The 13,263-nt window shown below is 60.2% G+C and carries 11 protein-coding genes; 5 read left to right on the top strand and 6 right to left on the bottom strand.

The genetic code is table 11. From position 1 onward, the window contains the following. Positions 1-35: 35 nt before the first annotated feature. The gene (locus G5533_RS18505; RefSeq protein WP_421255751.1) at positions 36-1,430 is read right to left on the bottom strand and encodes a PepSY-associated TM helix domain-containing protein; all 1,395 of its coding nucleotides are present in this window, start codon (positions 1,428-1,430) and stop codon (positions 36-38) included. Positions 1,431-1,698: 268 nt separating this feature from the next. Here G5533_RS18505 and G5533_RS18500 point away from each other — a divergent pair, with 268 nt between their 5' ends. Then, entirely contained in the window at positions 1,699-2,103 is a 405-nt protein-coding gene (locus G5533_RS18500) for a hypothetical protein (protein WP_421255750.1), read from the top strand. On the opposite strand, the gene G5533_RS18495 is transcribed toward G5533_RS18500, so the two are convergent. Beyond that, positions 2,100-2,390, bottom strand: coding sequence for a YkgJ family cysteine cluster protein (locus G5533_RS18495; RefSeq protein WP_216980058.1), 291 nt, complete (start codon positions 2,388-2,390; stop codon positions 2,100-2,102). The two genes, G5533_RS18500 and G5533_RS18495, sit on opposite strands and share 4 nt — an antisense overlap. A gap of 89 nt (positions 2,391-2,479) precedes the next feature. After that, entirely contained in the window at positions 2,480-3,859 is a 1,380-nt protein-coding gene (gene dbpA, locus G5533_RS18490) for an ATP-dependent RNA helicase DbpA (protein WP_421332789.1), read from the bottom strand. A gap of 544 nt (positions 3,860-4,403) precedes the next feature. Here dbpA and G5533_RS18485 point away from each other — a divergent pair. Then, positions 4,404-5,609 (top strand): NupC/NupG family nucleoside CNT transporter, encoded by a 1,206-nt coding sequence (locus G5533_RS18485; protein WP_005363118.1) that lies wholly within the window; start codon positions 4,404-4,406, stop codon positions 5,607-5,609. Between the two features lie 64 nt (positions 5,610-5,673). Here the strand turns inward: G5533_RS18485 and G5533_RS18480 are convergent, their stop codons facing one another. Both G5533_RS18480 and G5533_RS18475 read right to left on the bottom strand, forming a co-directional pair. Then, positions 5,674-6,174, bottom strand: a complete 501-nt coding sequence (locus G5533_RS18480; protein WP_041234360.1) for a metal-dependent hydrolase — start codon at positions 6,172-6,174, stop codon at positions 5,674-5,676. Between the two features lie 125 nt (positions 6,175-6,299). Further along, on the bottom strand, positions 6,300-6,749 hold the full coding sequence (locus G5533_RS18475; RefSeq protein ID WP_124928468.1) for a YaiI/YqxD family protein: 450 nt from the start codon (positions 6,747-6,749) through the stop codon (positions 6,300-6,302). Between the two features lie 140 nt (positions 6,750-6,889). On the opposite strand from G5533_RS18475, the gene zntB reads away from it, so the two are divergent. Continuing rightward, on the top strand, positions 6,890-7,855 hold the full coding sequence (gene zntB, locus G5533_RS18470; protein WP_162506411.1) for a zinc transporter ZntB: 966 nt from the start codon (positions 6,890-6,892) through the stop codon (positions 7,853-7,855). A gap of 13 nt (positions 7,856-7,868) precedes the next feature. Further along, positions 7,869-8,381, top strand: a complete 513-nt coding sequence (locus G5533_RS18465; RefSeq protein ID WP_005354921.1) for a mechanosensitive ion channel domain-containing protein — start codon at positions 7,869-7,871, stop codon at positions 8,379-8,381. 141 nt (positions 8,382-8,522) lie between these two features. On the opposite strand, the gene G5533_RS18460 is transcribed toward G5533_RS18465, so the two are convergent. Then, entirely contained in the window at positions 8,523-8,936 is a 414-nt protein-coding gene (locus G5533_RS18460; RefSeq protein WP_216952830.1) for a hypothetical protein, read from the bottom strand. A 262-nt stretch (positions 8,937-9,198) separates the two neighbouring features. On the opposite strand from G5533_RS18460, the gene pulA reads away from it, so the two are divergent. After that, positions 9,199-13,263 (top strand): pullulanase-type alpha-1,6-glucosidase, encoded by a 4,065-nt coding sequence (gene pulA, locus G5533_RS18455; protein WP_441255206.1) that lies wholly within the window; start codon positions 9,199-9,201, stop codon positions 13,261-13,263.

The following is a 13,263-nucleotide window of genomic DNA, read 5'->3' as shown; positions in this document are numbered from 1 at the left end:
TCCCGAGATGGGAGCCCTTTTTGGTTTTGGCCGGTTTAGCTGGCGCGCGCCACCTTGAGCGTGCGGCGGGAGAAGAGCAGGGTATCCAGCAGCCAGATGGCGACCATGGAGGCGCCGACCAGCGGGAAGGCGATCCCCAGCAAAATGAGCAGGGCGATGGCACCGCGCATCGGCGGGAGTTTGGCAGGCAGTGGCGGCGCGGCGAGACGGCCCTGCGGACGGCGGCACCACCAGATCCACAGACCACTCACGGCGCTGGCCAGCACCATCAGGCAGATGGTCAGCATGGCCAGCTGATGGGGCCAGCCGTAGAGCTTGCCCATGTGCAGCATGACGCCGCTCTCCACCGTCTTGGCAACCGTGCCGTAATCCTGCCAGCGCACATCGGCCAGCACCTTGCCGCTGTATTGATCGATATGCAGGGTGGCGTCGTTGCGTGGATCGTCGGCAAACAGGGCGATGGTGTAGACGCCGGTGGTGCCGACCGGCGGGGTGATGCTGTACCCCGGACTCACCTTCCGGGCAGTGGCGATATCCACCACCTGTTGCAGCGGGATCCGCTGGCTGGCCATCACCATTCCCTCGTGCTCGCCGTGGTTCATGGCACCGTGATCGTGCCCCTCATCGACCGGCTGCGAGCTGGGCATGGGGGTGTTCTCCACCGCCCAGGGGACGGTCTGCTCATGGGCCTGATTGAGGTTGCGGGCCAGCGGTGCCGATTTGGGCACCTCGTTCCACATTGCGGCCGGGAAGCGGTTCCAGACCGCGGCAAACTGATCGCCCCAGAAACCGGTCCAGGTCATGCCGCTCAACAGCAATAGCAGCAGGAAACCGGCGCCCCAGAAGCCGACCACAGCGTGCAGATCCCGCCACCAGAGACGTCCGCGCTGGCTCACTCTGGGCCAGAGGATGCCGCCCACCCCGGGCCCCTTGCGTGGCCACCAGAGGTAGAGGCCGCTCAGCAGCAGCACCAGCCCCCAGCCTGCAGCCAGTTCGATCAGCCGATCTCCGGTGGTGCCGAGCAGCAGGTCGGCGTGCAGGGAGCGAGCCACCGCTTGCAGATTCCACTTGTTGTCCATGGTGCCGAGCAGGGCGCCGCTGGCGGGATCCATAAACAGGGTCAGTTCCTGTTCACCCCGATTGACGATGAACTGGGCGCTCAGGTCGGGAGCGGCAGGCGGCAGGTATTTACGCAGGCTAGCATCCGGCATGGTCATCATCGCCTTGGCCAGCAGCTGGTCGGCACTCAGGGTCTGGCTGGCGGGGGCGACCTTCATCAGCTCGGGGTACATCAGGTTGTCGAGCTGGGGTTTGAACAGATAGACGATCCCGGTCAGTGACAGCAGGATCAGGAAAGGGGCGACAAAGAGACCGGCGTAGAAGTGCCAGCGCCAGATCCGTTGGTAATGACTCGAGTCCCTGTTTTTCATTGCACATCCTTGTTGGGGTGCCAAACCTTTCGGTTGGTGGAATGTTTGTGGCGGCGCGGATAATAGCAGTAACGTTTCGTTAACTGCAATCACACATCTCGAGACCGATTCAGTGCGGGATGTCGGTAACATGAGGTGCCGACGGTTTGCTGGATAGGATGACCACACTTTGGGGAAAGCCTGTTTGCTGCTGGACTTTTCCTTATAAATTATTACCTTGTGGTAACAATTTGCAGGCGATGGTGGTGGTAACGGAATGGGAGCAGTCATGCAGCCACATGGGCAATTTGACATGGAGCGCAGGGGCCAGATGCTGATCTGCCGCCCGAGTGGCCCCTTCAATCTGGCAGGTGCCATGGCCTATGAGGCGCGCTTTCGTCACGAACTGGCCGGTCTGATGGATGGCCCCTGGGGAATTGTCGAGGTCGCGACCGAGTTTGAAGCGGCCGGGCCCGAGGTGCTGGCCCGTTTTCGTCGCCAGTTTGGCTGGTGTGCCGAGAGTGGCTGTCAGTTTCTGGCTGTGGTTTTCGTAGGGGGCTTCAAGCGCTATCTGGCCGATCAAATCTTCAAAGGCTTGCCGTTTCGGGCTGTGCGCTATTTCGAGCAGGAGGGGGCCGCCATTCGCTGGCTGGAGCAGGAGCTATCGCTCTGCGCAGTGAGCCGCTCAATTTAACCGAGATTGATAAACCACTTGTCCCGCTCGTCGATGCAGTCGGGTTCCCCCATCTCGAATTCACGGCAGATCAACGGCCGTACCTCGTAGATACGGCACATCATGGTGTTGCGGTCGAGGGCGGCGCACCAGCCATCGTCCAGCCGGCGCATGACCGGTATCTCGCCTTCCCGTTCCAGTACATAACGGTCCGGCACGCCAGTATCGGTAAAGAGCATCACTTCGAGGCGGCAGCAGCAGGCTTCGCAGTTCTGGCAGCTCACATCGGTCTGGATTGCTTGGGTCATGGTGCCTGTCTTGCCGCATGGCGGCATCGGAGATATGAAACAGGCGCCTGTCAGGCGCCTGTGGTCTGGCTAACGGCTTGCAAAGAACCTTAGCCCAGTTTGCGGGCGCGGTAGCTGCGACCCTTGATCTTGCCTTCCTGCAGCCGCTTGAGTGCAGCCTTGGCCACGCTCTGTTTGACCGCGACGTAGGAGTATTGCTCGGAGATCTGGATCTTGCCCACGTCGGCGCCGGCAATGCCGCCTTCACCGGTCAGGGCACCCAGAATGTCACCGGCCCGCACCTTGGTCTTGCGGCCTGCATCGATGGAGAGGGTTACCATCTGCGGTGCGATTGGCTTGATGTCGCGGCCGATGCTGTCGAGATCACCCAGCGGCATCGGAGCCTGCTGGTACTCTTCGATAAAGTTGACGCGCTGGGCCTCGTTCGGCTGATAGAGACTCAGGGCCAGACCCTGCTGGCCAGCACGACCGGTACGACCGATGCGGTGCACGTGCACTTCCGGATCATAGGTCAGCTCGTAGTTGATGACGGCGCCCAGCTCCTTGATGTCGAGGCCGCGGGCCGCCACATCGGTGGCCACCAGAATGGTGGCGCTGCCGTTGGCAAAGCGCACCAGCACCTGATCCCGCTCGCGCTGCTCCAGATCGCCGTTCAGCGCCAGCGCCGAGAAGCCCTTGGCGGCCAGATGGTCGGCCACGTCGTTACAGGCGCGCTTGGTGTTGCAGAACACCACGCAGGAGCTGGGCTGGTAGTGACTCAGCAGCCAGGTGAGGGCGTCGAGGCGCTGACCGGCAGGCACTTCGTAAAGCTTCTGTTCGATGGCGCTCCCCTCGTGCAGGGACTCCACGCTCACCTCGACCGGATTGCGCTGCACGCCGCGGCTCATCTGGGCGATCCCTTCCGGATAGGTGGCGGAGAAGAGCAGGGTCTGACGCTGTTGGGGGGCATAGCTGATGACCCGGTTGATATCTTCGCCAAAGCCCATGTCCAGCATGCGATCCGCTTCATCCAGCACCAGCGTCTTGAGGCCGGATAGCTCCAGCGTGCCTTGCTCCAGATGCTTGAGAATACGACCCGGGGTGCCGACGGCGATGTGGGCACCAAAGCTCAGGGTGGCGGACTGCGGTGCGGTCGGGGTGCCGCCGCACAGGGTGACCAGCTTGACGTTGGGCAGGGCGCGCGCCAGACGACGGATCTCCTGAGCCACCTGATCCGCCAGTTCGCGGGTCGGGCAGAGCACCAGCGCCTGCACTTCGAGGCGGTTGACGTTGAGCTTGGCCAGCAGGCCGAGGCCGAAGGCGGCGGTCTTGCCGCTGCCGGTTTTTGCCTTGGCGATCAGGTCTTTGCCATCGAGCACCAGGGGCAGGCTCTGGGCCTGGATCGGGGTCATCTGCAGGTAACCCAGGCTGGTGAGGTTCTCTTGCAGGGCGGGGGAGAGATTGAGGCTGCTAAATTCGCTGTTGTTCACAAAAGGACTCTATTTCGGAGAAAACGGGGATGCGCGAGCGCTAAGGCCGCGCATCATACCAGAATGTGGCACCGGATGTGGCGGATTTTTGAACGGCTGGTCACGAGGGGGCCATGAAAGGTTCATTTGTTGCCAAACCGATCGCGGGCGAGCACTGACAATGTAATAAGGACTATTTTTCAAACACACATCTAATTATTTATCGCGGATAAACGTTTTCTATTTTCAGTGTTTTAATATAATGACTGGAAAATATTCCACGAGTAGTTATTGCGCCATAGGGAATGTTGCGAAAATGCTGATGAAATATTTTCAAAGAACATAAAAACGGCGCCAGCCTTACTCAATATGATGTTTTTAAAGGAATTTATATTTTCCATGTTGCGCGATTAATATCAGTTCATTGCACAATTAATTTAAAAACGTTTGTATTATCCTGCCTCCATAATATTGCGCGGGATTGTGATGGCTATCTGATTTTTAAATGTGCAAATGTCTATGATGGCGCCGGTCAAAAATTACAATTTACTCAGGTGCTACAGGTATGGAATACGTTCACTTTGTGCTCGGACTGGTGATGGTCCTCGCTCTCTCTCTGCTGGCTAACCGCCACAACTGGAAACAGATCAAGCTGCGTTATATCGGCCAACTGCTGGTGGTCGAACTGGCGCTGGCCTGGTTCATGCTGAACTCGGAAGTGGGTCTGGCGGTGGTGGGGGGCTTTGCCGCCGGCTTCACCAAGTTGATGGAGTTTGCCAAACAGGGTACCGACTTCGTGTTCGGTGGTCTGGTCAACGAAGGGGCCTTCTCCTTCTTCCTGATGGTGCTGATGCCCATCGTCTTCATCTCCGTGCTGATCGGTATTCTGCAGTACATCCGCCTGCTGCCGCTGGTGATCCGCGGTATCGGTACCGTGCTGGCCAAGATCAACGGCATGGGCAAGCTGGAGTCTTTCAACGCCATCAGCTCGATGATCGTCGGTCAGTCCGAGAACTTCATCGCCCTCAAGAACATCCTGCCGCACCTGAACGAGAAGCAGATGTACACCCTGGCGGCGACGGCCATGTCTACCGTCTCCATGTCCATCGTCGGTGCCTACATGCAGCTGATCGAGCCGCGCTACGTGGTCGCCGCGCTGGTGCTCAACATGTTCAGTACCTTTGTGGTGCTCTCTCTGATCAACCCCTACGAGCCGGATAACTCCGTGACCGACATCAAGGCCATTGCCGAAGGTGACGAGCACCACACGCCGAAGAAAGAGAACTTCTTCGAGATGCTGGGCGAGTACATCATGGCCGGTTTCACCGTTGCCGTGATCGTGGGTGCCATGCTGGTGGGCTTCATCGCTCTGATCGCCCTCATCAACTACCTGTTCGAGATGGCATTTGGCGTGAACTTCCAGTTCGTCATGGGCTACCTCTTCTACCCGATCGCCTGGATCCTGGGCATCCCGAGTGGTGAAGCGCTGCAAGCTGGCTCCATCATGGCGACCAAGCTGGTGACCAACGAGTTTGTGGCGATGATGGATCTGGGCAAGGTGGCTGCCGAGCTCTCTCCGCGCACCGTCGGTATCCTCTCCATCTTCATGGTCTCCTTCGCCAACTTCAGCTCCATCGGCATCATCGCCGGTGCGGTAAAAGCGCTGAACGAAGAGAAGGGCAACATGGTTTCCCGCTTCGGCCTGAAGCTGGTCTACGGTTCTACCCTGGTCAGCCTGCTCTCTGCCGTTATCGCAGGCATCATGATCTGATCCTCTAGTGGTTCGCACCACTGCTTGGGCCCCTGACCTCGTCAGGGGCTTTTTTGTTTCTGGCTCACAGCCGCCAGCCGCACCACCAGCCGGCGACCAGCAAGGTGAGAGTGCAAAAGCCGGTTTCGATGGCACCGCCGCTGCGCAGCGGCCAGCCCGGCAGGCGGTAACGGCGCTTGATGGGCCAGAAGAGCGGAATGCCCGCCGGGGTGAGCCAGTCCCCCAGCAGATGGCTGAGGTAGCCGACGATCAGCGCATCCTTGACCCCCATGGGCAGGGTGTCCGGCGGCAGGCTCTGGTTCAGCCCCCAGACAGCGGCGGCGACCGCCAGCAGACTGTGGGTGAAGCCGCGATGGCCGAACAGCCGCGACAGAGGTTTCGAGATCCACGGCAGGCGCTGCCCCAGCACCGATTTGGGGTGGTCGAGGTCGGGCAACAGGGCGCTGGCCAGCGCGGCAGGGATTGTCTGCCACAGGCTGGCATCGGCCAGCGCCGGAGTGAGCTGCAGTTTGTGGGCGATCAGGGTGCAGGTAACGGAGAAGAGCAGGTGCCCTTGGGCGGTCATGATGATTACGGCGTGGACAAGATGGCGGCGCATCTTACCAGCCTGACGGTTGTGGTCAGCTCTTATTTTAAAAATCAGGATGTTACGGCGAAAAAGCGCCCAAATTGGGCGCCTTTATAGCCTATTTATAACTTGCCTTTGACCAGCCACTTGTCGAGGGCATTGGCAAAACGCTGCTTGTCGGCGGCATTGAGGGGGGCCGGGCCGCCGGTCTGCACCCCGGCCGAGCGCAGCTCTTCCATAAAGTTGCGCATGCCGAGCCGCGCCTTTATGGTCTCGCGGGTGTAGATCTCGCCACGGGGATTGAGCGCCTCGCCACCGGCATCGATCACCCAGGAGGCGAGGGGGATGTCGCCGGTGATCACCAGATCGCCGGGTTGAACCTGCTGGGCGATGACATGATCAGCCACATCGAATCCCTTCTCCACCTGCTGGGTTTTGATGAAGGGCGAGGGGGGCACCCGCAATCCCTGATTGGCCACCAGGGTGGTGACGACCTGGGCGCGGTGGGCGGCGCGGTAGAGGATCTCCTTGACCGGAATGGGGCAGGCATCGGCATCAACCCAGATGGGCATGGCATGGTTTCCTGTAGTGAAAGCGGATGGAAAACGAGAGCGGCCATGTTAACACAGGCCTCCCCTTCCAGGCGCGGGGCTGAGTCGGCCCCGCCTTTGGTGTAAGCTGGGGCCAGCACATGAAACGAGAAGGAGACGAGATGGATCGGGTGCCCGGTGAAGTGATTTATGCCCTGACCCTGGATGGCAAGGGTGGCATGGCGCCGCTGACGGCGGGAAGCGAAGTCCCGGCGGGACATCCCGGCTGGCTGCATCTGGATTACGGCAATCCCGATTCGGCGCGCTGGCTGTTGCAGACCCCCTTGCTCAGCGAGGCGGCTAGGGAGTCGCTGCTCGGCCAGAGCAATCGTCCCAAGCTGGTGCGGATGGGGGAGACGGTGCTGCTGATCCTGCGCGGCATCAACCATAACAAGGATCACAGGCCCGAAGAGATGGTGGCGCTGCGCATCTTCATCACCCCGGATCTCATCATCAGCAGCCGTCGTCGTCCGCTGCTCTCCGAACAGGATGTCTTCAACCAGCTCAAGCTGGGGGGCGGCGCCGATACCCCGGCCGACTGGCTGGTGGAGATCTGCGATGCCCTGACCGATCGGGCGGGGGAGTTTGTCGAGGAGCTGCACGACAAGATCCTCGATCTGGAGGAGATGGTGCTGATGCGCGACATGCCCGCCAATGGCCGCTTGGCGCTGATCCGCAAGCAGCTCATCATGATCCGCCGCTACCTCTCGCCGCAGCGGGATCTGGTGGCGCGGCTGGCCAACGAGAAGATCAGCTGGCTGGATGAGGATGATCGCCGCCGTCTGCTCGATATCGCCGACCGGCTGCGGCGCTGGCTCGATGACCTCGATGCCGGAGTGGCGCGCACCGCCGTGCTGGCAGACGAGATCAACAATCTGATGGCAGAGGCGACCAACCGCCGCGCCTACCAGATGTCGGTGATGGCACTGCTCTTTTTGCCGGCCAGTTTCCTGACCGGTCTGTTTGGCATCAACCTCGGCGGTATCCCCGGGGCCGAGAATCCGACCGCCTTCTGGGTCTTCTGCGGATCCTTGGTGGCGCTGGCAAGCGGGCTGGCTATCTGGCTCAAACATCGGCGCTGGTGGTAAGGAGGCATAACCCATGTGGCAATCAATTGGCCTGACCCTGCTGCTGTTGCTGGGTCATACCCTGATCCGGCGGCTTATTCACAAGAGCCTGCTGGCGCTCGGCCAGAGCAGGCAGGTGAGCGAGAACCGGGTGCTCTACGTGGCCCATGTGTTCCACTTCCTGCTCGGCTGCGCCACCCTGCTGGTGCTGGCCGGGGTGTGGGGGCTCGACTTCTCCCGACTGGTGGTGCTCGCGTCCTCCTTCTTTGCGGTATTGGGGGTCGCCATGGTGGCCCAGTGGTCGATCCTCTCCAACATCACCGCCAGCATCACCATCTTCTTTGCCTTCCCCTACAAGATTGGCGACCGGATCCGCATCCTTGACAAGGATGATTCGGTCACCGGCGTCATCACCGAGATTGGCCTCTTCTATGTGCGGGTGCGTGATGACAACGGCGATCTGGTCACCTATCCGGCCAACCTGATCCTGCAAAAGCCGGTCAGAAAGCTGGAGGGCAAGGTGGCGGAACCGCTGCAACCGGAGTAGCAGGACATTTGCTGCCGGGGGCTGGGCGTAGCGAGGAGTGATGCTCTGGTGTAAATCCACCACGCCTTCATTCGACACAGGCTATTGTGGATGCGTGCTGCGGCCACAATAGCCAGAACGACTCAACAGTTGGCTCCGCAGCTAGATCTCCTGTTGTGAGAGATCGGCCTGCGGCTTGTGTTGCCAGATTGCGCCGAGCAGCAACTTGAGCAGCAGTCCGGGCGGGTTGTCCAGCAGTTTGCCGGACTCCAGCAGCAACTGGCCATCGGCGCGAAATCCGAGGCTGGCATCTATGGTGCCATCCTCCGAGACCACCTGGATCAGGCCATTGAGGGCGGAGCGCTCACCGGGCTGACAGCGCAGCCGCAGTTCGCGGGGTTCCCCCAGCAGGGTAAAGGCGCGGCTCAGCGGGGGTGAGTCTTCATAATCGGGCCAGTTGAAGAAGTGATACTGTTCGGCCAGGGCGCCTGCCTGCTGGCAGAACTGGTCGAACAGCTGCCCGATCGCCTGATACTCCTGATCGAGTCGTCTTGCCTGCTCTTCAATCCGTTTCATTGCTTACTCCTTGTCTATCCACTTGATCAGACATTGCTTTTCTGACCCCGTGACTGCCGTTTTCCAGATATGAGGCCAAATGGCCGCGAGGTCTGTGAGCCGGATCGAAGTTTCAGTCTGAAAACGTTATCTTGTTGAAACTGGATGGTTTTTTTGCCCTCTCGCTCACATTTGAATCGATTACCGCTGATTAATATGGCACCACCTGGCAATGACCGGGTGCTCGACTATCGAGACTAACTACAGCGGGAATTATAAAAATATGGATATGAAAAAGACCAAAGTGGCGCTGGTAACAGCCTCACTGCTCGCGCTTTTGTCTGGCTGTAATGACAACAGCTCTGATGCCTCCGGTGTGAACCCCGTCCCCCCTACACCGCCTACACCTGAAGTCACCGATGGGCCTGTCGCTCGTCTGCCCAAGATGGATCCCCCGAAAGAGTTGCTGGTTGCCGGCGACAATCAGGTGGTCATTGCACTGGTGGATACCCAGTCGGCAGCCAAAGGCGCCAAGGCACCGTTTGACAGCTACAGCCTGCACCTTTGGAACAACGACGCCTGCAAGGCAACGGCAGATAGCGGCCTGAATACCGGGTGGGATGACAAGAGCAAGACACCGGCCACCGCCGACAGCTTTGGTCCGGCCTGGGTCGTTCCGCTCAACAAGGTGGAAGGGTGCATCAACTTTATCGCCCGCAACGGCGATCTGGCCAACCTGACCGGCAGCGATATGAAGGTGATCTTCAGTGAGCACCCGGATCGCACCGTGGCCATTGTCGCGGGCAAGAAAGATCTGTTTGGCAGCCGTGCCGAAGCCTTTACCGCCGCCTTTGGCGTGGCGGGGGCCAGCGCTCATTTGATCGATGGCAATACCCTGATTTGGCAAGGGGGCAAGGACAAGCCCCACGTTCGCCTCTATTACACCGACTCGGGCACCATCAAGGCCAATGCCGATGGGGTGTTCGATTTCCCCTATATCAGCCTGACCGCGACCAGCCTGACTGCCGAGCAGCAGGCCAAATATCCGCACCTCAAGGATGCGGCCGCCTTTGCCCTGCCTGCCGGGAAAGATCTCAAGCCCCTGCTCAAGGGTGAGCTGGTGGCTATCGGCACCGATGCCGACGGTATCCTGCAAGGAGCCACCCTGGTGCAGAGCGCCGGCGCCCTCGATGCGCTCTATGCTCCCGAGGCGACCAAGCTGAGCTATGGCGCCGTGGTAGAGGGCAATCGGGTGACCTTCCGTCTCTGGGCGCCGACCGCCAAGTCGGTCAAGCTGGCCCTCTACAACGCCAGCCACCAGAAGAGTGGCGAGGTAGCGATGACCTTTGACAGCGCCAGCGGCAGCTGGAGTTATGAAGGGGGCAGCGAGCTGATCGGCCAGTTCTATCGCTACGATATGGAGGTCTACCATCCGCTGAGCCGCAAGGTTGAGCACTACGAGGTGACCGATCCCTACTCCCTGAGCCTCGCGATGAACTCCGAGTTCAGTCAGGTAGTGGATCTCGAGGACCCGGCCCTGAAACCGGAAGGGTGGGACAGCCTCAAGGCGCCCCACAGCCAGCAGAACCCCGCCGACATCACTATTTATGAGGCCCATGTTCGTGACCTGACCGGCAACGATGCCTCCACCGATGAAGAGAAGCGCGGCAAGTTTGTCGGTCTGACCCAGCCCGACTCTGTACCGGTCAACCATCTGAAAGCGCTGGCAAAGAGCGGCGTCAGCCACTTGCACCTGCTGCCGGTGTTCGATATCGCCACCGTCAACGAGGATCCGGCCAAGGTGGCCAATCTCGGCGATGACTTCAGCAAGCTCTGTCAGGTCAATCCGGATGTGAAAACATCCAAATTTGGTGGCTATTGCGGTGGCGGCCAGACCGTGGGAGATGTGCTGGCCGACCTGCAAGGGGGCGACAGCAAGGATAATCCGCAGGTGCAGGAGCTATCCGGTTACCTGCGCGGCGTCGACTCCTTCAACTGGGGTTATGATCCCTACCACTACACCACGCCGGAAGGCTCCTACGCCACCAACGCCGAGGGCACCAAACGTATTCTGGAGTTCCGCGAGATGGTCAAGGCCATCAAGCAGAACATCGGCATGAACGTGGTGATGGATGTGGTCTACAACCATACCAACGAATCCGGGCTCGGCCCCAAGTCGGTGCTCGACAAGATAGTGCCCTGGTACTATCAGCGCCTCAATCCGGAGACCGGCTCGGTGGAGAACTCCACCTGCTGCTCCAACACGGCGCCGGAACACGCCATGTTCGCCAAGCTGATGGATGACTCTCTGGTCACCTGGGCGCGCGACTACAAGATCGACGCCTTCCGCTTCGACCTGATGGGCCACCATCCGAAAGATCAGATGGTGCAGGCGCTGGCCGCGGTGAAGAAGGTCAATCCCGAGATGTACTTCTACGGCGAGGGGTGGAACTTCGGCGAAGTGCAGGATGACAAGCGCTTCGTGCAGGCGACCCAGAAGCATCTGGGTGGTACTGGCATCGGCTCCTTCTCCGACCGCTTGCGCGATGCGGTGCGCGGCGGCAGTCCGTTTGACGGTGGCGATACCATTCGCAAGACCCAGGGCTTTGGCAACGGTGCCTTCGTCGATCCTAACGAAATGAGCAAGGTGGAGCTGGCAACGGCCTTGCACCAGTCCGATCTGGTGCGGCTCGGCATGGCGGGCAACCTCAAGGAGTTCGTGCTGACCGACAAGGATGGCATGCCAAAGAAAGGCGCCGAGATCGACTACAACGGTCAACCTGCCGGTTATGCCCAGGATCCGGTGGAAGTGCAGAACTACGTCGACAAGCACGACAACCAGACCCTGTTCGACAACCTGATCTACAAGGCGCCTGCCGGAGCCGATCTGGTGCGGATGCAGGGGGTCTCGCTAGCGACTGCCATGCTGGGTCAGGGCATTCCCTTCACCCACGCCGGTGTCGAGCTGCTGCGTTCCAAATCCATGGAGCGGGACAGCTATGACTCGGGCGACTGGTACAACAAGGTCGACTACACCCTGGGCGACAACAACTTCGACAAGGGATTGCCGCGCAAGGACAAGGATGGCGACAACTATCCACTGATCGAGCAGGTGCTCGGCAAGCATGCCAAGCCTGGCTCGGCCGAGATGGCGCAGATGGTGAGCTTCTATCAGGAGCTGGCGGAGCTGCGCAACTCCTCCCGCCTGCTGCGTCTGGGCAGTGGCGCCGAGGTGATCAAGCGGGTCGACTTCCGCAATACCGGCCCGGATCAGGTGCCCGGCCTTATCGTCATGACGGTGGATGATGGCGTCAGTGCCGGAGCGGATCTGGATCCGGCCATCGACGGTCTGGTGGTGATGATCAACGCCAGCAACCAGAGCCAGAGCATCGGCGACTTCCGTGACGGTAACGATCAGCCGATCGATCTGAGCGGTATGGTGCTAAGCAGCAAGCATCGCGCAGTCGACAGCATCGCCAGCGGCGCCGCCTATGATAACGGCCAGCTGACGCTGGGGGCCTGGTCTGCCGCTGTGTTCGTCAAGCCGCAGTCTGGTGCACAGGGTGCGGGCCTGCCGGTCAGCAAGAAGACCGACCTGAGCACCCTGCCACCGTTTGGCAACACCGATGTTTATCTGAAGGGGTTCCTCGATGAGTGGGGCAACACCAACCAGATGACCTTCAGCGGCAACTTTATGTACGAGTTCACTACCGAGGTGAGCACCGACAAGCTGGGTACCACCAGCGTCAAGATCGCTGACGCCAGCTGGGGGCCGGTCAACTACGGCAGCTGTAACGCCGGTGACAAGCTGGTGGTTGGCACTCCGCTGACCCTTTGCAAGGGGGGAGAAACCGGCAATATCGGTGTCGATCTGGCCAAGGCAGGCAGCTACAAGTTTGTCTTTACCGCCATGAACAAGGACAAACCGACCCTGAGCGTCAGCTTCACCGAGCCTGTGCAGAGCTGCAAGGTGCTGGATACGGTGGCGGGCAATCCGCTTGGCTACAACCTCTTCGTCAAGGGTGAGCTCTCCGGCTGGGGAGCCCAACCTCAGTACCAGCTGAGCTACAAGGGGATGGACGGCGATCTCGCCATCTATCAGGCGGCGTTCAACTACGCTGGCAGCACCGAGTTCAAGGTCGCCAACGAGGACTGGAGCAAGGAGTACCTGCTCAACGGTGGCGGCGCGGTGAACGCTGAAACCGGCTATTCGTTCGCCTTCTCCAAGGGGGGCAGTGCCAATAACAGCATCACCCTGCCGCAGGGGTTGTGGAGTGTGCTGGTGAAGGTTGACCCGGCTGGCGTCAAGGCGGGCACAGCCGTCATTCAGGAGTGCAGCGTCAAGTAA

The organism is Aeromonas sp. A600620 (assembly GCF_029479985.1).
Taxonomy (GTDB): domain Bacteria; phylum Pseudomonadota; class Gammaproteobacteria; order Enterobacterales; family Aeromonadaceae; genus Aeromonas; species Aeromonas veronii_A.
This window is presented reverse-complemented; position numbering and strand designations above follow the sequence as displayed.